Consider the following 20,883-nt stretch of genomic DNA (forward strand, 5'->3'; position numbering starts at 1 on the left):
ATCAATTCCTTAGGCGAGGCCAAACACGCCAAACATCAGGGTGGAGACAGTTGCAATGGTCAGGCCGACCGCGGTTTCGTACGGGATCAACTTGAGACGCTCACCCACGCCCATGTGGACACTGCCACCGGTAGCATGGAAGAAGGAGCCGTGAGGCATGTGGTCAAACACGGTGGCACCGGCATGGATCATCGCCGCCCCGGCCAGACTGCTGATCCCCAGTTCAATCAGGGTTGAGCTGAATACGTTGGAGGCCACCACGGTACCGGCGGTGGTCGAGGCGGTCGCCAGCGACATCAGGGCACCGGAGATGGGCGCCAGCAGGTAGGAGGGCAGACCGGAGGCGGTCAGACCGCTGATCAGCACATCTTTCAAACCGGAGTTGGCAATGATGCCTGCCAGGGTACCGGTACCCAGCAGCATGATGGCCACCGGCGCCATACGGGAGAGGCCGGAGACCGCAAACTGGTTCAGTTTGCTGAATTTGCCCATCATCAGGGCGCCGACCAGACCACCGAGCGGCAGTGCAATCAGCGGATCCACCACGATACCGGCGACCGGGCGCAGAGCCAGCAGCAGGATGGCAACCAGCGGCGCACTGATGGCGGCGGCAAAGCCTGGCAGTTTGGTGCCTTCGAAGCTCACCACCTCGTCAGCGGCAACCTTGCTGCCCTTGTTGTTCAGACGCTTGGCCAGCCAGTAGGCCATCACCAGACCAAACAGACCCGGAATGATGCCGGCCGCCATCACCGATGTGAGGGGCAGATGGAAGGCATCCGCCGCCGCGATGGCATTGGGATTGGGGGACATGACGTTGCCCGCCTTGCCGCCACCAATCATCGCCAGCAGGATCGCCGCCTTGGAGAGATCGGCACGACGAGCGATGGCCAGCGCAATGGGGGCGACCGTGATGACGGCCACGTCCACGAACACGCCGACTGCAGTCAGGATCAGGGTCGCCAGCGCCAGCGCCAACAGGGCACGGGTTTCACCGAGCTTTTTGACGATGGTCTCGGCGATGGTGGTGGCCGCGCCAGATTCGATCAGTACGCCGGCCAACACACCGGCCGCCAGGATCCGCATCACCGCGGTGGTGATCCCTTGGGCGCCACCGATCATCAGGGCGACGGTCTGGGTCAGATCAGCACCGCCAATCAGGCCACCGGCCAGGGCACCCACGATCATGCCGTAAGCGGGCGGCACCTTCTTCAGAATGAGGATGATGGCGATTAAGAGCGCAGCGATGGCGCCAAGCGCGGTAACTGGGATCATGACGGGCACCTTGGATAGATAGAGTGCTCGCCATTATGGTGAATAAAAATGATAAATCTTTAGATAAATGCACAAATAAAGCGGGGTAAACCAATGTTTTTTTGTTCATTCATACTAATCAGATGCTTAGATTGAGCCCCAGATAAAGCTGAAATTTGTCGTCTAACTTATTGAAATTTAACCCGGTTATCTGCTCTATTCGCCCCAGTCTGTAACGCAGGGTATTTGGATGGATAAACAACGCCTCGGCACAGCGATGCAGATCACAATCCTGCAAAAAATATTGACGCAAAGTCTTCTGCAGCGCCCCTTTGCTATCCTCCTCGGCCAGACGCTGCAAGGGGGCGCATAACTGCTCCGCCTGCCAGGAGTCCATCAGACTGCCCAGCAACACCTGCAAACGATAATCCTCAAAAAAGTAGACCTGCTTGCGCGGTGCCTGCCGCAAACCACGGCGCAGGGTATCCCGCGCAGTCTGATAGGAGCGGGCCAGCCCGTCTATCCCGGCAAAGTAATCACCCACCGCAACGTGGACCTTGAAGTGGGGAATCCGTGCCAGCAACTGCTTGATCCGGCTGCGCTCCTGCGCCGATTGCCAGATGCCATCGCTCAGTTGCGCCGGTTTGAGCACCACTATCTCGTCGAGACCATTGATGGCCACCAGATTGTCCCGCTCCGGGTTTTCCAGCTGATGGACCAGCTCCCGCAGACGAGCAGGATCTGCCTCCTCCAGCGCCAGCACGGCCACCACCCGAGGCTGGGCCAGATCCAGCCCGAGAAAGCGGGCCGCCTGCTGCAGCTGATCGACTCGTCCTTCGCCACGAATGAGCTGCAACACCAGCTCCTCCTTGTGGCGCTTGTCCCACTGCAACTGCTCGGTGAGCGCCGCCTGCTCCAGGATCAGCTCGGCGGTCATCCGCACCAGTTCGGCGTAAGCACGCACGACGTCCGGATCGCCGGAGATGCCGATCACCCCGATCAGCTCCCCCTGATAGGAGATGGGCAGGTTGATGCCGGGCCGCACCCCCTTGAGCTGCAGGGCGGTCGCTTCGCTGATCTCCACCACCCGGTTCTCGGTAAGCGCCAGCACGGCCCCTTCGTGGCGCTCATGGATCCGCTCCGGATTGCCGGACGCAATGATGAGGCCATGTTCGTCCATCACGTTGACCGAGAACGACAGGATCTTCATCGCCCGCGCGACGATCTGACGAGCAAGGTTATCGTTTAGCTGCATAACATCTCCGGACAAGAGGCTGGTCTGGCGGCGTCACCACTGGCCGATTCACCGCACATGGGCGCAAAGATGCCACATCATCAAGACAAGCGAGAGGGGGATCGCTAGAATAGGCCACTTTACCCGATGTGTGCCCCGTCATGGAGCAGGAATTTGGTGCCCGCACCCGCCTGACTGTGATGGCCCATCCCTCCGATCTGGACTGCGCTATGGATTATGAATTTCGCCGCGACCCGTTTGGTGGCTATCGCGCCCGGTTCTCCATGGGCCATGAAGCCATCGGTCAGTGGCTGATCGACGAAGTTGGCAAGGATGAAGAGACGCTCGACGAGCTCTTCTCCATCATTGACCAGCTATCCAACCGCTCCCGAGTCGAATACCGGCTCAATGGCGGTGACTACTCCCTGCTGCTGACCCATGAAGAGGCAGAGGTGAAAGCCAACGCCCTCAATATCGAGCTGGATGAGGATCTCGACGATCTCGCCTACTACGATGATGAACAGCTGGCCATGTGCGGGCTGGAAGATTTTGCCCAGGTGCTCACCTCCTGGCGCGCCTTTATCCGCAACGAGGATATGGGCTGATTAACCCAATGCCGGATTAACATGCCGGATGACTATGTCGGGCAAACGTGCCCTTTTGCCTAACTCAACAGGATTGATTATGTCTATTTACGATTTTGATGACGAACTGCCGGAAGACGAAGAACAGGAATCCACCAAGAAAGCCGCGGCCCCTGCCAAGAAGAAAGGCAAGCAGGTGATGAACACCCAGGTCAACCTGAGCCCGCGCGATGCCAGCCGTCTGAACGGCATGCACGTTGAAGCCATCACCACCCTGGATGACGTCAGCCTGCCGAAGAACGTCATCTTCAAGGCTGGCCTGATCGCCCTGGGCGAACTGGAAGCCAGCAAGCGCGCCGACATCATCGCCCGCGTGATCGCCGAATCCGGCCGATAAATTTCCCAGAAAAATGGGCAGGACAGCGTATCGTCCATTCAGGTGATACCCACTGCCGAAAAAATCAAAGCCGGAGCCACAGCTCCGGCTTTGTTGTTTCTGCCATCCCTCCCTTGCTTACTGCTGCTCACAGCGAAGCATGCGGGGCTGCACCCTGGGAACCAGCTTGTCGTAATGACCGCTGGCACGTGCCGCAGCCAACGCCTCGTTGAACCGCTCGACAAGCTCGCGCCCGCCCGGCACCTTGCGCGACACCATCAGATAGAAGGTATCGCTCTGGCGAAAATAGGGTAACGGCTGCAGGTAGTTGGGGTCGCCGAACACCTGCATACTGGCGTCTGCCGTCACTGCATCGTTCATTGGCATCAGATCAACCCTTTTCAGTTCAAGCAGTTGCAGACACTGCGCCAGACTTTTGGGGCGGGTAAGCTGTAAAGAGAAACGGGCAATCACCTCATCCGCGTGGCTGGTGCTCCAGCCTGCGGGAATGCAAACCCGCAAGCCCTGCCACTTGCCATCGAGCACCGCATCGCTGCCATGATAGGTAAACCAGGAGAGGTAATCGATGTGAATAGGGGCGCTGTAGTAGAAGAGCTTGGCCCGTTCATTCGTCCAGGCGTAGGGGTAGGTAGCGGATGCCAAGCCGTTGCGAGTCAACTCGTAACCCCGGTTCCAGGGCAGATAATCCACTTTCACCTCGGCATACCCCGCCTCGCGCAGCAGAGTCGTCACCAGCCGGGTACTCTGACCGCCATCGGGCAAGCTGGCACCGGAATAGGGTGAAAACTCCCCTGTCACCAGCGACAAAGGAGCGCCTGACAACCATCCACACCAACAACAGAGCAACCACCAATAGTGCTTCATCGCCATCCCTCTCTTTACTCTGTGACTAAGTATAGGAGGCTGGCCCTGATAACCCGGTCAGGTTGCCTTTACGCCGACGCCCCTGCTAAGGTGCAGCCATTTCGCTACCGAGGAGTTCCAATGTTACCCCTACCCGACGCCCTGATCTGGGGTGCAATGGCGTTAGCCACCCTGCTCTGTCTGGCACGACAACGCCTGCCCGGTTTTCTGCTGCTGGCGGTGGCCCTGCTGCTGGCCCTCTGGCTGGATCGCCTCACCCCGACGGCCCTGCTGGTAACGCTGGCGGCCTTGTTGCTGGCATGGCGTCTGCCGTCATTGTCAGGCTATGGCCGAACCCTGGCATGGGGAGCACTGCTGGCATGGGCGGTAGCGCTGACCCTGCATCTTGTTCCCGGTTTCAGCAATCTCAAGGTGCTGGATCAGGCGCTGGCAGGACCCGCAAGCGTACCGTTCAACATGTATCTGAACCTCGACAAACCGCTGCTCTTCTTTGGCTTGCTGCTGGCCTGCCCGACGCTGCTCGGCAAGGGGGGCGCAATCCGCTGGCGCCCGCTGGCCCTGTTGCTGCTACCGCTGGGGGCTCTGCTGGTCATCGCCTGGCAGTTGGGGGCACTGAAACCGGAAGTGGGTCTGCCCCACTGGTGGTGGCTGTTTGCACTCAACAACCTGCTGTTCACCTGCGTGGCGGAAGAGGCGCTGTTTCGTGGCGCGATCCAGCAGGGGCTGACCGAGCGTTACCGCCCCTTGATAGGCATCGTCATAGCCGCGCTACTGTTCGGCGCTATCCACCTGCCCGGTGGCCCACTGCTGGCGCTGTTTGCGACGCTGGCGGGCTGCTGCTACGGCCTGGCATTCCAGCTAAGCGGGCGACTCACCGTCGCCATCCTGATCCACTTCGCCTTCAACTTCGCTCATCTGGCCCTCTTCACCTATCCGCTGGCCCACCGCTAATCCTTCTGGCGCCCGACACGGGCGCCTTCCCTCGCCTTACCTTCCCTCTCTTTCATCGTGCCGCCTCGCTCGCTTTACACCTTCACAAAGCTCCAAACAAAACCAATTCATTTACTTGTAACCAAAATGTAAACAGAATGACCTCTGCATTCGCCATAACAGTCACTTTCCATTGCCCTGCAACCAAAAGGATCCTGTGATGCAGAAAAACCTCAGCTATGCCGCCCTGCTGCTGGTCAGCCAGTTCCCGCAACTGGCACTGGCCGATACCGATGTCTACCTCACCAACAACAGCCCTGAACCGCTCCAGATCGACATTCGCCAAAGCGGCACCGGCCAGCTGCAACCCGGCAGTCAGTGGAGCCAGCACCGTACCGAGCTGGGCCCGTGGGAGAGCGCCATGGTGCTCAGCTTTAATCGCTATGAGGGGGTCAAGGCAGGCAAGAGCTATCTGTTCGAAACCCGCGTGACCACAGCGGGTGGCGACGTCTATCGGCTCAACCAGCTGATGGAGGGAACCTGGTGGAACACCACCTTGCAGCACGGTGGCGAGACGCCGACCGGCACATCCGGCTGGCAAAGCGATCGGGTAATCCATCGCGTTACGGGGCCACAAGAGCTGGCCTTTGCCGCCAAGTTCACCGGCCGCTACGACGATCTGCACTATATGATCACGCCCCCCCAAAAACGGGAGCAGCCGGAACCGGCAGAAAACAGGCTCAAGGTCGCCAGCTACAACGTCTGGGCGCTGCCGGTGATCGCCTCCAGCATCGGCGAGCGGTTGACCTTGTTGCCTGATTACCTCAAGGGTTATGACGCCCTGTTGCTGCAAGAGGTATTCGATGGCCGCCGCGAGGGCTTTTTGCAGGCGCTGGCGAAAGAGTATCCCTACCAGACCAAGGTGCTCGACAAGCCCGGGGTCAACATTCACGACGGCGGCGTGGTGATCGTCAGCCGCTACCCCATAGTGCGGGAGGCCCAGCTGGTCTATCCCCAGTGCACCGGCACCGACTGCTTCGCCGACAAGGGGGTGATGTACGCCGAGGTGATCAAGGGGGGCAAGGCATGGCACCTGTTCGCCACCCACACCGCCAGCTTCGACACCGACGAGGCGCGCAAGCTGCGCCAGATCCAGTTCGGCCAGATCCGCGCTCTGGCTGCCAGCCTGAAGATCCCGGCCACGGACACCGTCATCTACGGCGGCGACTTCAACGTCAACAAGCGCAAGTTTGCCGATGACTACACCAGCATGCTGGCCAATCTGAACGCCCATGAACCCACCTACGGCGGCTACACCGAAGCCACCTTCGATCCCAGGATCAACCCCTATGCCGGTGGCCCGCTCTCCGGCGGTGCCAACGTCGAGTACCTCGATTATCTGGTGGTGAGCCGGGAGTACGGCAGCGCCAGCCGCAACCTCAACAGCGTCTGGATCCCCCGCAGCAGCGATGGCAGCCTCTGGCCAGCCAGCAACCTCTCAGACCACTTCCCGATCAAGGGAGAGATCAGCCGATGAAGCGTCACTACGGCTTGCTGGCGCTGGCTATCCTGACCCTTTTGCTGGTGAATCTGGGCTGGCAGGAAGAGCCGTCCCCGATATCGCCAGAACGGCGGACGACGCCCTCTCAGGCCGATGCGCAGTTACCAGCAGCACCGGGGAGCCCGCCTCCCCGCATTCCAAACGCTGAGGGGATGGATGGCAAGAGCAAGGGCGTGCCCAGCAGCTGGCAGGCGATGCCGGATGAACTGATCCGCCAGCTTGCCAGCGAGATCAGCGACAGCGAGTTGCCGCTGGCGCAGCGCGTGAGCAATCTGGAGGCAACAGAGGCAGGGTGGCTGAGCGAGGGGGAGAGCCTGATCCGGCTACAGGGGCGCTATGCCCTGGCGCTGGATCAACTGGCGCAAGAGAGCGAGCAGTTGCCGCTGGCCGAACGGCTGGACGCCCTCAGCCGCTTGCAGGATCAGTGGGCGGCGGATCATCCGGATCTGGCGGCGGACCTGTTCAACCCGGATGCCCGCCTGCAGCAGGCTCGTCAGCTGTGGGGAGATGAGGAGCTGGCCACCCTGGCCCGCCACTTCCTGCCCACAGAGCAGGCCGACGCCACGCTGGCGTTTGCCGGGGCGCGCCAGCAGCAGCTGGATCAACGCAGCCGCTACCAGCGAGAGCTGGCCGCGCTGGAGCAGCAACTGGCGGCCAGTCAACAGCAGATGGATCCCGCGCTATGGCAACAACACAAAGAGGAGGTGTTGAGCCAGTGGCGCCGTGACTTCTTCGCCCGGGAGCAAGGCAAACCCTAGGGTCAGCGCTTGCCCTGGAACTGCTTGACGCTGCGCTTGGCCTGAGTACGGCGATTGGCCTGCTTGTCGCGGGCCGGGCGCTTGCCCTCCCCGCTGGCAGGCTGGTCGGTGACCGGGAATCCGGCCAGCTCACCCAACGGCAACTCGCGACCGGTCAGGGTGCGGATGGCTTGCAGCATGTCACTCTCGCCATGACAGACCAGCGAGATGGCCAGCCCCTCGCGGCCAGCCCGGGCAGTACGGCCAATACGGTGCACATAGACAGGCGCGCTGGCGGGGAGATCCAGATTGATCACCACCGGCAGCGCCTCCACATGGATGCCGCGCGCCATCAGGTCGGTGGCCACCAGCACCCGCACCCGACCCTCCTTGAAATCATTGAGCGCCTGCTCGCGCACCGCCTGCTCCTTCTCGCCATGGAGGGCGGCCACCGCAATGCCCGCCTTGGCCAGCTTTCTGGCAACCCCGTCGGCATCATCCCGCGCACTGATAAAGACCAGCACCTGCGGCCACGCCTGCTCCTTGAGCAGGCTGATGAGCGCCGGGACCTTGCTGCTCTTGTTGACCAGATAGAGCCGCTCCTCGATCTCGTTCACCACGCTGTTGAGGGGGTTGGCCTCGATGCGGGTGGGCTCGCGCAGCAGGCCGTTGGCCAGCATCTCCAGCTCGGCAGGCAGGGTGGCGGAGAAGAGCAGGGTCTGGCGATCTGCCGGAATAAAACCGAGCAGCGCCTTGATGTCGGGTGCAAAGCCCATCTCCAGCAGGCGATCCGCCTCATCCAGCACCAGCAGTTGCAGAGCATCCAGTCCCAACAACTGCTGGGTCAGCAGATCACGCAGCCGCCCCGGCGTGGCCACCAGCAGTTGTGGCCCCTGCGCCAGCTCGGCCTGTTGCTGCTCCTGCGCAACGCCCCCACACAGCGTCACGATGCGCAGCCCCAGCGCCTCGGCGCCCCCTTGCAGCGCGGCAGTGACCTGCGTCGCCAGCTCGCGGGTCGGCACCAGCACCAGACCCTGCACCAGACTGGAAGAGGCATCGAGCCGCTGCAGCAGCGGCAAGCCAAACGCCAGGGTCTTGCCACTGCCGGTCTGGGCCAGCGCCAGCAGATCCTGCCCTGCCAGTGCCGCCGGAATGGCCAGCTGCTGGATGCGGGTCGGTGTCTGCAACGTGGCGGGCAAAGAGGCCAGCAGGGCGGGATGGAGGGCAAGTTCGCTAAAGGTCATGGCGCTACGTCAACAAAGAAGTGGGAGGCGAAGTCTAGCCAGCCAGCCCCCATAAGTAAAAGGACGTTGCCAAACAGAGGCAACCAGCAAGACGGAAGTAGAGATGAAAGCGGCCAGCACCTGTCATCAGACAGGGCTGGCCGCCGGGCAATCACAGCAGGAGAAAATTACAGCGCAGCGAGGGCGGCAGCGTAATTCGGCTCGTCGGCCACTTCGGCGACCAGCTCGCTGTGCAGCACCTTGTTGTCACCATCCAGCACCACGATGGCGCGAGCGGTCAGCCCTACCAGCGGGCCGGAGGAGAAGGCAACACCGTAATCTTCCATGAAGGCAGCGCCACGCAGGGTGGAGAGGGTCACCACCTTGTCCAGACCTTCGGCGCCGCAGAAGCGGGACTGGGCGAACGGCAGATCGGCGGAGATGCAGAGCACTACGGTGTTCTCCAGTGCACTGGCCTGCTCGTTGAACTTGCGCACAGAGGTGGCGCAGGTCGGGGTATCGACGCTCGGGAAGATGTTCAGGATTTTGCGCTGACCGGCGAAGCTTGCCAGAGTCACGTCGGAGAGATCCTTGGCCACCAGAGCGAAAGGCTTGGCCTGCTCACCGGCGACCGGGAAGTGACCGGCGACGGAAACCGGGTTGCCTTGCAGAGTGACTGAGTTGCTCATGTGTTATGTCCTTTTTATTGGTGTAGTAAAAATCAGTGCTCCAGTATAAGCCTGTCACGTCCTCACAAACACCCGACAACATCAGGGGAATAAAAGGGGTTGACCTTGGACTTAACACCAAGGTTTACACTCCTTTTCGTTATCAAGGATCCCGCAGGGGCGGGATCTCGCCAAGAGGAACGCATCATGAGCAAATCCTGCTGCAGCAACCAGCACACTGCTGCTCCCATCAAGGCCGTCGGCAAGGCAGCAACCAGTCAGCACCAACACGACAGCCACTGCTGCGACAACGCAGCACCGGTCAGCTGCTGTGCCAGTCAGAGCGCCCATGACCATAAGGATCACGGCGCCAATGAATCTTCGGGTGATGAAGATCCCCCCAGAGGGAGCGCTAACCACCAGAGTTGCAGCTCTTCACACTCATCCCATGACCATCATGATCACCAACAGGAAGCCCCTGGCGAGCCACTGGTTGCGCCTGCGCAAGGCAACAGCCGCCATAGCTGGCAGGTGATGGGAATGGATTGCCCCAGCTGTGCCCGCAAGATCGAGACAGCCGTCAGCCGCGTCAGCGGTGTGCAGCAGGCGCGTGTACTGTTTGCCACCGAGAAGCTGGTGGTGGATCTGGCCCCCGGCCTCTCCCCCGATCCCGTCACCGCCGCCGTACTGGCCGCCGGTTTCCAGCTCAAAGGTGTCGCCAGTGCGACTGAGACCAACAAGAGCAAACAGCACCACAATCCGCTGCAGAGCAAGCTCGGCAGCTTTTTCGGCAAATATTGGCAACCTCTGTCACTGGCCAGCCTGATGCTGGTCGCCGCCCTGCTGCCGAGCGAGTTCGGTCAGCCGCTATTTACCTTGGCGACCCTGTGGGGCCTGTGGCCCATCTCCCGCAAGGCGTGGGCGCTGACCAAAAGCGGTTCCCCTTTCGCCATCGAAACCCTGATGACGGTGGCAGCGCTTGGCGCCCTGTTCCTCGGTGAAACCGCCGAAGCGGCCATGGTGCTGCTGCTGTTTATGCTGGGGGAACATCTGGAGGCCTACGCCGCCGGGCGTGCCCGGGCCGGGGTCACCGCCCTGATGGCGCTGGTGCCTGACAAGGCGCTGCGGATCCGTACCACTGCCGAGGGCGAGGTGCGGGAAGAGGTGGGCGCCGATGAGCTGCGTCCCGGCGACATCATCGAAATCGCCCCGGGTGCCCGCCTGCCCGCCGATGCCCGTCTGCTCGACGCCCTTGGCGCATTTGACGAGAGCGCCCTGACCGGCGAATCCATCCCGGTAGAGCGTCGCCAGGGTGACAAGGTGCCGGCCGGTAGTCTGGCGGCCGATCGGGTGCTGCGCCTTGAGGTGGTCTCCGAACCCGGCAACAACGCCATCGACCGCATCCTGCACCTCATCGAGGAAGCCGAGAGCCAGCGCGCCCCCATCGAGCGCTTTATCGACCGCTTCAGCCGCTGGTATACCCCGGCCATGATGCTGATCGCCCTGCTGGTCGTCATTATCCCGCCGCTCGCCTTCGGCCAGAGCTGGGACGAGTGGATCTATCGCGGACTGGCGCTGCTGCTGATCGGCTGCCCCTGCGCGCTGGTTATCTCCACCCCGGCAGCGGTTACCTCCGCACTGGCCGCCGCCACCCGTCAGGGAGCGCTGATCAAAGGTGGTGCCGCGCTGGAGCGACTGGCCCATATCGATACCGTCGCCTTTGACAAGACCGGCACCCTGACCCTGGGCAAGCCGCAGCTGACCGAGCTGGTCAGCCTCAATGGCCAGCCGGAGGCCGAGTTGCTGGCACTGGCGGCAGCCATCGAGCAGGGTTCACACCACCCGCTGGCCCGCGCCGTGGTCGCCAAAGCGAACGAACAGGGACTCTCGCTGGCGGACGCCCGCGACCTGCGCGCCCTGCCGGGCATGGGGGTTGAGGGGCGCATCGACGGTAAGCTGTGGCAACTGCTGGCACCGAGCCGGGTGGCGACCCTGAATGCGGAACAGCAGATCCTGATTGGGACGCTGGAGCAGCAGGGCAAGACTGTCGTGGTGCTCTGCCAGAGCAGCGGCGACCAGGCGCTGCCGGTCGCCCTGCTGGCGCTGCGGGATCAGATCCGGCCGGAGGCGGCGACTGCGCTGCAAGAGCTCAACCGGCTCGGGCTCAACAGCATCATGCTGACCGGGGACAACCCCCGCGCTGCCGAGGCGATCGCCACCGAGCTGGGCATGGGCTGGCGCGCCGGTCTGCTGCCGGAGAACAAGGTAGAAGAGATCGCCAAGCTGGCCAGCACTCGGAAGGTTGCCATGATCGGCGATGGTATCAACGATGCCCCCGCCATGAAGCGGGCCAGTATCGGCATCGCCATGGGGGGCGGCACCGATGTGGCGCTGGAGACCGCCGATGCGGCGCTGACCCACAACCAGCTCGGTGGCATCGCGGCCATGATCCGGCTGTCGCGAGCGGCACTGGCCAATATTCACCAGAATATTGCGCTGGCGCTGGGGCTGAAGGCCATCTTCCTGGTCACCAGCCTGCTCGGCATCACCGGCCTGTGGATTGCGGTGCTGGCCGATACCGGCGCCACCGCGCTGGTGACCGCCAACGCCCTGCGACTGCTGCGCAAGCGCTAAGCCAGCCGATAGCATCCTGGTCACAAGCCGTCCCCAACCGGGACGGCTTTTCTTTTTCCTCTCATTCCTCTCACGACACCCCGTAAAAGAAAAAGCGCGTCTGCCGGTCGGCAGTCGCGCTTTGCTTACTCTCTCGGAGTTATCCCACCCTTGGCGAGGTGGAATTCAACCCGGGGACGCCGAGCCATCCCCGGACTCAATGGGTTTGCCTATGGCGTTGCATCCGCCACGCTGACACTCAGGGTCGGCTTCTCCTTGTTCATGGCGGTAAAGACAAACTTGTAGTTGCCCGCCTTGCTCAAGGTCATGCCGATATCGCCACCGCCCTTGCACAAGGTCAAGGGGGTAGAGGGGGTCAGCACATCCGCCGGGGCACAGGTGCCGTAGTTGATTGAACCCCAATTGGCATCGGCAATCTTCAGCTTCGTCTCGCCCAGTTGCCCCTCGGCAACCGGGGTGGTCAGCTCGTACATGTAGTTGCCGCTGAACGCCATCTGATTGACTGGATCCCACTGGCCAAGGAAACCGCGAATAAAGATCCCGGTCGTGCCAAACGGTGGCAGCGTACTCAGGTCGGTCTTCTTGCTGACCGGCAGACCCGCGCCCTGTGCGCCAGACTGCGGCTTGATGAACACGGCGGCAGACCAGGCACCCAGCGTCAGCTGGCCGTTGTTATAGGCGGCGCCGCTGGCGATGCTGTCGACTGCGCGATGCTTGCTGCCAAGCACCATACCGCTCAGGTCGATCGGCTGACCGTTACCGTCTCGGAAGTCGCCGATGCTCTGGCTCTGGTTGCTGGCGTTGATCATCACCACCAGACCGTCGATGGCCGGATCCAGATCCGCCCCGGCACTGACGCCATCATCCACCGTCATGACGATAAGGCCCGGTACCTGATCCGGCCCGGTATTGCGAAAATCAACCCGCTTGATCACCTCGGCGCCGCTGCCCAGACGCAGCAGACGGGAGGAGTTGCGCAGCTCCGCCAGCTCCTGATAGAAGCTCACCATCTGCGCCATCTCGGCTCCGCTCGGCTTGCCATGCTGGCCCAGCACCTGCTCGATCAGCGGATAGTTGGCGCCATCCTTATCCTTGCGCGGCAACCCCTTGTCGAAGTTGTTGTCGGCCAGGGTGTAGTCGACCTTGTTGTACCAGTCGCCCGAGTCATAGCTGTCCCGCTCCATGGATTTGGAACGCAGCAGCTCGACACCGGCGTGGGTGAAGGGAATGCCCTGTCCCAGCATGGCGGTCGCCAGCGATACCCCCTGCATCCGCACCAGATCGGCTCCGGCAGGCGCCTTGTAGATCAGGTTGTCGAACAGGGTCTGGTTGTCGTGCTTGTCGACATAGTTCTGCACTTCCACCGGATCCTGGGCATAACCGGCAGGTTGACCGTTGTAGTCGATCTCGGACCCCTTCTTCGGCATGCCATCCTTGTCGGTCAGCACGAACTCCTTGAGGTTGCCCGCCATGCCGAGGCGCACCAGGTCAGCCTGGTGCAAGGCCGTTGCCAGCTCCACCTTGCTCATTTCGTTAGCATCAACAATGGCGCCGTTGCCAAAACCCTGGGTTTCACGAATGGTATCGCCACCGTCGAACGGACTGCCGCCGCGCACCGCATCCCGCAAGCGGTCGGAGAAAGATCCGATGCCGGTACCGGCCAGATGTTTCTGGGTCGCCTGCACGAAGCGCTTGTCATCCTGCACCTCGCCGAAGTTCCACCCCTCGCCGTAGAAGTACATCTCGGGATTGACCTTCTTCACTGCGGCCAGCGCCTGCACCATCTGATCTTTCGGGTGGTGGCCCATCAGGTCGAAGCGGAAGGCATCGATCTTGTAGTCACGAGCCCAGGTCACCAGCGAGTCATCCATCAGCTTGGCGAACATGGCGTGTTCCGGCGCCGTGTTGGAGCAGCAGGTGGAGTTCTCCACCGAGCCGGTCTCCGGATTGAGGCGCTGATAGTACCAGGGCACGATCTTGTCGAGCACCGACTTGGGGCCGAGCCCGGATTCGTTGGTATGGTTGTAGACCACGTCCATCACCACGTTCATGCCGATGTTCTGCTTGATGGCCTTGACCATCTCGCGGAACTCCAGAATACGTTTGGTGCCCTCGGCATTGGTGGCGTAGGAGCCTTCCGGCGTGGTGTAGTGGTAGGGGTCATAACCCCAGTTGAAGGAGTCGACGCCGCGCAGATAGCCGGAGAGCTCCTGCACCTGCGGGTTATCCTTGCTATCCCCGCCCTTGAGCGCATCCAGCACCTGTCCGACGGTCTGACCGCTACCGCAGTAGCCGCCAAACTTCGAGCCTTTCACATCGGGATTGACCTGACAGAGCTTGCTGAACTCATCGCTGATATTGGCCACCTTGGCCGGATCTTCGTTGACAGTGGCGATATCGAACACCGGCAGCAGGTGCAGGTGGCTGACGCCGCTTTTTGCCAGAGCTTTCAGATGGTTGACCGGCACAGAGTCGGGCTGGGTCAGGCCGACAAACTTGCCGCGCTTCTCTTCATCGGTGGAGGCGTCGTTACCGGTCAGGTCACGGACATGGGCCTCATAGATGGTGATGTCGGCAGGGTTCTGCTGGCTGTGGGGCGCCTTGAGGCTATCCCACCCTTCCGGTTTCAGGGAGGGATCGTCGAGATCCACCACCTGACTGAACTCGGAGTTCATCGCCAGACTAAGGGAGTAGGGGTCGGTCACCTCGTAGTGCTCGACCTTGCGGCTCAGCGGATGGTAGACCTCCATGTCGTAGCGGTAGAACTGCCCTACCAGCTCGCTGCCCCCTTCGTAACTCCAACTGCCGCTGGCGCTGTCGAAGGTCATGGCCACCTCGCCACTCTGCTGGTGGCTGGCGTTGTAGAGGGCCAGCTTGACCGACTTGGCGGTCGGCGCCCAAAGGCGGAAGGTCACCCGGTTGCCCTCCACCACGGCGCCATAGCCGAGCTTGGTCGCCTCGGGGGCATAGAGCGCATCGAGGGCGCCAGCACTCTGCACCAGGGTGGCTCCTTGCAGGATACCGTCGGCATCGGTGCCGATAGCCACCAGCTCACCCTTGAGCAGGGGCTTGAGATCTTTACCGGCGGGCAGGGAGAAGGCAGCTGCATCCTTAAGGTGCGGATATTTGGCCTGCTGCTCGGCAGTCAAACTGGTCGCCGTCAGGCTGATATAGGGGAAATCGAACACCCCATCGGCATTGGCCTGGATATGTCCGGATGCCGAGTAATAGAGACGGACATGGGGCTTCTCCTTGCCCCCTTGCCAGATCAGGGTATTGCCGTCGATCAGATGAGCGCTGGCCCCCGCGACCCCGAAGGCGGCGGTAAATGCATCGGCGCGGCTGCCAAACAGCTCTTTTTTGCCAGCCACGATGGCCACGGTGCGATCCGGATGATCCTGGAAGATCACCTTCATGTCGCTACCGGTCAGGTTGGCCAGATCGCCGTTGCGGGCGATAAAGTTGATGCACCCTTCCAGCTTGGCCAGAGGAACCACCCAGGCCGGACCAAAGCTGTCGACCGTCGCGGGAGTCTTGCTCTTGTCATCCCACCCGGTATTCAGGCCGCTATCAGCCGTTGCGTTGCAGGTAGCGTCGTTCCAAAGATGCAGACTGTGGCGGTCAAAAGAGGGCTTGGCCCCTTTTGCTGCTGACTGGGTATCCACCAGCGCAATAACAACCTGATTGTCGCCAGCAACCAGCAACTCTTTGGGGGGATCCATCTTGGGCAGACGAGCTACGGGCCCATCGGTAACGTCAGGTGTAGGAGGGAGGGAGGGTTCAGAGCTGTTGTCATTACAGCCAGACAAAAGCGCGAGCAGTGAGGCTGTTACCAGCGCCACTTTGGTCTTTTTCATATCCATGATTTTTATAATTCCCGCTGTAGTTAGTCTCGATAGTCGAGCACCCGGTCATTGCCAGGCGGTGCCATATTAATCAGCGGCAATCGTTGCAGATGTGAGCGGAAGAGCAAAAAAACCAACCAGATTCAACAAGATAACGTTTTCAGATTGAAACTTCGATCCGGCTCACAGACCTCACGGCCATTTGGCCTCATATCTGGAAAATGGCACTCTCGGGGTCAGAAAAGCAATGTCTGATCAAGTCGATAGACAAGGAGCACACAATGAAACGGATTGAAGAGCAGGCGCGACGACTCGATCAGGAGTACCAGGCGATCGGGCAGTTGTTTGACCAGTTCTGCCAGCAGGCTGGCGCCCTGGCCGAGCAGTATCACTTCTTCAACTGGCCAGACTATGAAGACTCGCCCCCGTTGAGCCGGGCGTTCACCCTACTGGGGGAACCCCGCGAGCTGCGGCTGCGCTGCCAGCTTGGTGAACGCTCCGCCCTCAATGGGCTGATCCAGGTGATCGCCGAAGATGGCACCATCGACGCCAGTCTCGGATTTCGCGCCGATGGTCAGCTGCTGCTGGAGTCAGGCAAGCTGCTGGACAACCCGCCCGAGCTGCTGCTCAAGCTGCTGCTCGGTGCGGTATGGCAGCACAAGCCCCAAGAGGTACTCGACAAACAAGAACACTAAATTCCTATTCCGGTTGCAGCGGTTCCGCCGCCTTGCCCTCCAGCTTCCTGACCGGCTTTTGCAGGATCAGGTTGGCCGGATAGGTGACCAGATCGCCGTTGTCATCACGCACCCGCACATAGAAGAGCCCGATCTCGGTGATGACTCCCGTCACCGAGTCATCCTTGTCGAGGATGCGGATCCGATCGCCAATCCGGTAGGGGAAGGCGAAGAAGATGGTGATGCTGGCGGTGATGTTGGAGAGGATCGACCACTGGGCCACCATGGCGACCCCCAGTACCGCGAAGAAGGACGACGCGAGCACCACCAGTCGGGAGAAATCGAGCCCCCACACCCCGGCCAGCACCAGCAAGGTGGCGCAGCCGAGCAGGAAGTGGAACACATGGGCCACGTAGAGCACCCGGTTTTCGCTCACCTGCCTGCTCTGGCCGAGTGCCAGCAGGCTCTTGTGAATAAGCCGCCGGATCAGGGTATGACCCAGCAACAGCAGCAGGGTCAGGCCAATCGATTGCCACATGGGTTATGCCTCCTTACCACCAACGTCGGTGCTTGAGCCAGATCGCCAGCCCGCTTGCCAGCGCCACCAAGGATCCACAGAAAACCCAGAAGGCGGTCGGGCTTTCGGCCCCGGGGATACCGCCGAGGTTGATGCCAAACAGGCCGGTCAGGAAACTGGCGGGCAGAAACAGCAGCGCCATCACCGACATCTGGTAGGCGCGGCGGTTGGTCGCCTCCGCCATCAGATTGTTGATCTCGTCTGCCAGCACTGCCGTGCGCGCCACTCCGGCATCGAGATCATCGAGCCAGCGTCGCAGCCGGTCGGCGATGTCGAGCAGACGGCGGCGGTCATCCTCGTCCAGCCAGCTGATCTTCTCGTTGGCCAGCCGCGCCACCAGATCCCGCTGGGGGGATAGGTAGCGGCGGATCATGATGAGCTGCTTGCGGATCAGCGCCAACCGGCCATTGGCGGGCAGGTCGCGCATCAGCACCATCTCCTCCAGATCGAGGATCTTGTCGTGCAGCTCTTCAACAAACTCCCCCGCCCGATCGGTCAGGGCATCGCAGATCTCCACCAGCCAGTCGGCCGGGGAGTCAGCACCGCCCCCCAGCTTGAGCTGGTTGAAGACATCCTGCTCGGAGAGCAGCGGACGACGACGGCTGCTGATAATGAGATCCGGGGTGATATAGATGCGTAGCGCCACCATCTCTTCCGGACGGTGGTCCTTGTTGTGGTTGATGCCGCGCAGGATCAACAGCACCGTCTCCCCCATCCGCACCAGCTTGGGACGGTTGCTCTGGCCGAGCAGCGACTCTTTGGCTGCCTCGCCCAGCAGCGGGGTTTGCAGCAACCAGCGCGCCGAATCGGGATGGCCATAATCCAGATGCAGCCAGCCGGGACGATCCCCCGGTATGTCGCTTCCCGCCGTCAGCGGCGCCATGCCACCCTTGCCATCCAGGGTCAGGGCATAAATCACTTCACCGGGCACCCGATCCATGTCGTCTCCTTCTGATTCTCGCCAACAGCCCCCAGCTTACACGAAAGGCTGGGCAGACTCAGCCCCGCGCCGGGAAGGGGCGGCTGTGTTAACATGGCCGCTCTCGTTTTCTATCCGCTTTCACTACAGGAAACCATGCCATGCCCATCTGGGTTGATGCCGATGCCTGCCCCATTCCGGTCAAGGAGATCCTCTACCGCGCCGCCCACCGCGCCCAGGTCGTCACCACCCTGGTGGCCAATCAGGGGTTGCGGGTGCCCCCCTCACCCTTTATCAAAACCCAGCAGGTGGAGAAGGGATTCGATGTGGCAGATCATGTCATCGCCCAGCAGGTTCAGCCCGGCGATCTGGTGATCACCGGCGATATTCCCCTCGCCTCCTGGGTGATCGATGCCGGTGGCGAGGCGCTCAATCCCCGCGGCGAGATCTACACCCGCGAGACCATCAAGGCCCGCCTTGGCATGCGTAACTTCATGGAGGAGCTGCGCTCAGCCGGGGTGCAGACCGGCGGCCCGGCTCCCTTCAATGCCGCCGACAAACAGCGCTTCGCCAACGCCCTCGACAAGTGGCTGGTCAAAGGCAAGCTGTAAAGAGACCCTAAAGGCGCCCTGTTTGGGCGCTTTTTCGCCGTAACATCCTGATTTATAAAATAACAGCTGACCATTATCATCAGGCTGGTAAGATGCGCCGCCATCTTATCCACGCCGTAATCATCATGACCGCCCAAGGGCACCTGCTCTTCTCCGTTACCTGCACCCTGATCGCCCACAAACTGCAGCTCACTCCGGCCCTGGCCGATGCCAGCCTGTGGCAGACCATCCCCGCCGCGCTGGCCAGCGCCCTGTTGCCCGATCTCGACCACCCCAAATCTGTGCTGGGACAGCGACTGCCGTGGATCTCGAAGCCACTGTCGCGGCTGTTTGGCCATCGCGGCTTCACCCACAGTCTGCTGGCGGTCGCCGTCGCCGTCTGGGGGCTGAATCAGACTCTTCCGCCAGCCACCCTGCCCATGGGGGTCAAGGATGCCCTGATTGTCGGCTACCTCAGCCATCTGCTGGGAGACTGGCTCACTCCGGCGGGCATTCCGCTGCTGTGGCCCATCAAGCGCCGCTTCCGGCTGCCGGGCTGGCCGCTGCGCAGTGGCGGCGCCATCGAAACCGGCTTTTGCACCCTCACCCTGCTGGTCGCAGGCTGGTGGTGCGGCTGGCACCTGTAAGCCAGAAACAAAAAAGGCCCCTGACGACGTCAGGGGCCTAATAGTGACAGTGCCACTAGAGGATCAGACCATGATGCCTGCGATAACAGCAGAGAGCAGGCTGACCAGAGTAGAACCGTATACCAGCTTCAGACCGAAACGGGACACCATGTTGCCCTTCTCTTCGTTCAGCGCTTTCACCGCACCGGCGATAATGCCGATAGAGCTGAAGTTGGCAAAAGAGACCATAAAGATGGAGAGGATGCCGACAGTGCGCGGAGAGAGCTCGGCAGCTACTTTGCCCAGATCCATCATCGCCACGAACTCGTTGGTCACCAGCTTGGTTGCCATGATGGAGCCAGCCTGCAGCGCTTCACCGCTCGGGATACCCAGGATCCAGGCGACTGGATAGAAAATGTAGCCCAGGACGAACTGGAAGTTGACGCCAAACGCCATCTCGAACAGGTAGTTAATCATGGCGATCAGGGCGATAAAGCCGACCAGCATGGCACCTACGATGACCGCGACGGTGAAACCGGCCATGATGTACTCACCCAGCATCTCGAAAAAGTTCTCTTTTTTCGGGGTGTGGTGTTCGTCGCCCTCGGCAATCACCTTGAGGTCTGTGACAGAGTCGTTCGGCTCGTATGGGTTGATCAACGACAACACGATGAAGGTACTGAACATGTTGAGCACCAGCGCGGCAACCACGTAGCGCGGCTCGATCAGCTGCATGTAGGCACCGACGATGGACATGGAGACGGTGGACATGGCAGTCGCAGCCAGGGTGTACATCTGCTTCTCGTTCAGGTGCGGCAGAATCTTCTTGTAGGTAATAAAGTTCTCTGACTGACCGAGGATCATCGCACTGATGGCGTTGAAAGACTCCAGCCTGCCCATGCCGTTGATCTTGGCCAGCACGGTACCAATGGCGCGAATGACGATGGGCAGCAGACGGATGTACTGCAGAATACCGATCAGCACCGAGATGAAGACGATAGGCATCAACACCGCAATGAAGAAGGTGAAGCCCCCTTCGTTAACCATGCCGCCGAACACAAAGTCGGTGCCCTCTTTGGCAAACTCCAGCAACTTGCTGAAGCCGGCCGCGAAGCCCCCCACCACCGCCAAACCCACCGAGGAGTTCAACATAAACCAGGCCAGTGCCAGTTCAACCACCAGCAGTTGGCCGATGTAACGCAGCTTGATCTGTTTCCAGTTGTGGCGGTTAGCCAGCAGAGAGAGAGCAAGGACCATCACCAGTCCGAGCACAAAGTGAACATATTCCATACCAGTAGCACCTGAGTAAATTTGTAATTTTTGACCGGCGCAATCATAGACATTTGCACATTTAAAAATCAGATAGCCATCACAATCCCGCGCAATAATATGCATCCAGGATAATACAAACGTTTTTAAATTAATTACGCAATGAACTGATATTAATCGCACAACATAGATAACAAAAATCCATTTAAAAACATTATGTTGTGAAATGATGACGCCGTTTTCATGTTTTTTGAAAATATTCGAGCAGCATTTTAGCAACATCCCCTGTAGCGCAACGGC

General features: G+C 60.9%; 18 protein-coding genes. 9 read left to right on the forward strand and 9 right to left on the reverse strand.

Features of this window, described 5'->3' with window-relative positions:
* Positions 1-9: 9 nt before the first annotated feature.
* Together LD28_RS0103065 and LD28_RS0103070 are read right to left on the reverse strand one after the other, a co-directional pair.
* Complete coding sequence (locus LD28_RS0103065; RefSeq protein ID WP_033135542.1) at positions 10-1,272, reverse strand: GntP family permease; 1,263 nt, start codon at positions 1,270-1,272, stop codon at positions 10-12.
* A 118-nt stretch (positions 1,273-1,390) separates the two neighbouring features.
* Entirely contained in the window at positions 1,391-2,506 is a 1,116-nt protein-coding gene (locus LD28_RS0103070) for a sugar diacid recognition domain-containing protein (RefSeq protein ID WP_033135543.1), read from the reverse strand.
* Positions 2,507-2,715: 209 nt separating this feature from the next.
* Here LD28_RS0103070 and LD28_RS0103075 point away from each other — a divergent pair, with 209 nt between their 5' ends.
* Together LD28_RS0103075 and LD28_RS0103080 are read left to right on the forward strand one after the other, a co-directional pair.
* Positions 2,716-3,090, forward strand: coding sequence for a YacL family protein (locus LD28_RS0103075; protein ID WP_033135566.1), 375 nt, complete (start codon positions 2,716-2,718; stop codon positions 3,088-3,090).
* A gap of 79 nt (positions 3,091-3,169) precedes the next feature.
* Positions 3,170-3,466 carry a hypothetical protein gene (locus LD28_RS0103080; protein ID WP_033135544.1) on the forward strand — a complete coding sequence of 99 codons (297 nt, stop codon included), beginning with the start codon at positions 3,170-3,172 and terminating at the stop codon, positions 3,464-3,466.
* A gap of 117 nt (positions 3,467-3,583) precedes the next feature.
* Here LD28_RS0103080 and LD28_RS0103085 read toward each other — a convergent pair whose 3' ends face one another.
* Positions 3,584-4,264, reverse strand: a complete 681-nt coding sequence (locus LD28_RS0103085) for a substrate-binding periplasmic protein (RefSeq protein ID WP_241462252.1) — start codon at positions 4,262-4,264, stop codon at positions 3,584-3,586.
* 186 nt (positions 4,265-4,450) lie between these two features.
* Between LD28_RS0103085 and LD28_RS0103090 the strand changes: the two genes are divergently transcribed.
* The 3 genes from LD28_RS0103090 to LD28_RS0103100 all read left to right on the forward strand — a co-directional run bounded on the left by LD28_RS0103090 (position 4,451) and on the right by LD28_RS0103100 (position 7,579).
* Positions 4,451-5,281, forward strand: coding sequence for a CPBP family intramembrane glutamic endopeptidase (locus LD28_RS0103090; protein WP_033135545.1), 831 nt, complete (start codon positions 4,451-4,453; stop codon positions 5,279-5,281).
* Positions 5,282-5,480: 199 nt separating this feature from the next.
* Entirely contained in the window at positions 5,481-6,797 is a 1,317-nt protein-coding gene (locus LD28_RS0103095) for a sphingomyelin phosphodiesterase (protein ID WP_033135546.1), read from the forward strand.
* The gene (locus LD28_RS0103100) at positions 6,794-7,579 is read left to right on the forward strand and encodes a F0F1 ATP synthase subunit delta (RefSeq protein ID WP_033135547.1); all 786 of its coding nucleotides are present in this window, start codon (positions 6,794-6,796) and stop codon (positions 7,577-7,579) included. The genes LD28_RS0103095 and LD28_RS0103100 overlap by 4 nt, the downstream gene beginning before the upstream one ends.
* A gap of 2 nt (positions 7,580-7,581) precedes the next feature.
* On the opposite strand, the gene LD28_RS0103105 is transcribed toward LD28_RS0103100, so the two are convergent.
* A complete protein-coding gene (locus LD28_RS0103105; protein WP_033135548.1) occupies positions 7,582-8,802 on the reverse strand; it encodes a DEAD/DEAH box helicase in 1,221 nt (406 codons plus the stop codon).
* Positions 8,803-8,969: 167 nt separating this feature from the next.
* Complete coding sequence (gene tpx / locus LD28_RS0103110) at positions 8,970-9,470, reverse strand: thiol peroxidase (protein WP_033135549.1); 501 nt, start codon at positions 9,468-9,470, stop codon at positions 8,970-8,972.
* 186 nt (positions 9,471-9,656) lie between these two features.
* Between tpx and LD28_RS0103115 the strand changes: the two genes are divergently transcribed.
* Complete coding sequence (locus tag LD28_RS0103115; protein WP_033135550.1) at positions 9,657-12,083, forward strand: zinc/cadmium/mercury/lead-transporting ATPase; 2,427 nt, start codon at positions 9,657-9,659, stop codon at positions 12,081-12,083.
* A gap of 209 nt (positions 12,084-12,292) precedes the next feature.
* Here the strand turns inward: LD28_RS0103115 and pulA are convergent, their stop codons facing one another.
* Positions 12,293-15,946, reverse strand: coding sequence for a pullulanase-type alpha-1,6-glucosidase (pulA, locus tag LD28_RS0103120; RefSeq protein WP_241462251.1), 3,654 nt, complete (start codon positions 15,944-15,946; stop codon positions 12,293-12,295).
* A 263-nt stretch (positions 15,947-16,209) separates the two neighbouring features.
* On the opposite strand from pulA, the gene LD28_RS0103125 reads away from it, so the two are divergent.
* Positions 16,210-16,623, forward strand: coding sequence for a hypothetical protein (locus LD28_RS0103125; RefSeq protein WP_033135551.1), 414 nt, complete (start codon positions 16,210-16,212; stop codon positions 16,621-16,623).
* 4 nt (positions 16,624-16,627) lie between these two features.
* Here the strand turns inward: LD28_RS0103125 and LD28_RS0103130 are convergent, their stop codons facing one another.
* Both LD28_RS0103130 and zntB read right to left on the reverse strand, forming a co-directional pair.
* On the reverse strand, positions 16,628-17,140 hold the full coding sequence (locus tag LD28_RS0103130) for a mechanosensitive ion channel domain-containing protein (RefSeq protein WP_033135552.1): 513 nt from the start codon (positions 17,138-17,140) through the stop codon (positions 16,628-16,630).
* Positions 17,141-17,153: 13 nt separating this feature from the next.
* Positions 17,154-18,119 (reverse strand): zinc transporter ZntB, encoded by a 966-nt coding sequence (zntB, locus tag LD28_RS0103135; protein ID WP_033135553.1) that lies wholly within the window; start codon positions 18,117-18,119, stop codon positions 17,154-17,156.
* Positions 18,120-18,259: 140 nt separating this feature from the next.
* Here zntB and LD28_RS0103140 point away from each other — a divergent pair, with 140 nt between their 5' ends.
* Positions 18,260-18,709, forward strand: coding sequence for a YaiI/YqxD family protein (locus LD28_RS0103140; protein ID WP_005335916.1), 450 nt, complete (start codon positions 18,260-18,262; stop codon positions 18,707-18,709).
* A gap of 125 nt (positions 18,710-18,834) precedes the next feature.
* The gene (locus LD28_RS0103145) at positions 18,835-19,335 is read left to right on the forward strand and encodes a metal-dependent hydrolase (protein ID WP_033135569.1); all 501 of its coding nucleotides are present in this window, start codon (positions 18,835-18,837) and stop codon (positions 19,333-19,335) included.
* A gap of 63 nt (positions 19,336-19,398) precedes the next feature.
* Here the strand turns inward: LD28_RS0103145 and LD28_RS0103150 are convergent, their stop codons facing one another.
* Positions 19,399-20,604 carry a NupC/NupG family nucleoside CNT transporter gene (locus LD28_RS0103150; protein WP_033135554.1) on the reverse strand — a complete coding sequence of 402 codons (1,206 nt, stop codon included), beginning with the start codon at positions 20,602-20,604 and terminating at the stop codon, positions 19,399-19,401.
* Between the last annotated feature and the right edge of the window lie 279 nt (positions 20,605-20,883).

The sequence above is a fragment of the Aeromonas finlandensis genome (assembly GCF_000764645.1).
Classification (GTDB): Bacteria; Pseudomonadota; Gammaproteobacteria; order Enterobacterales; family Aeromonadaceae; genus Aeromonas; species Aeromonas finlandensis.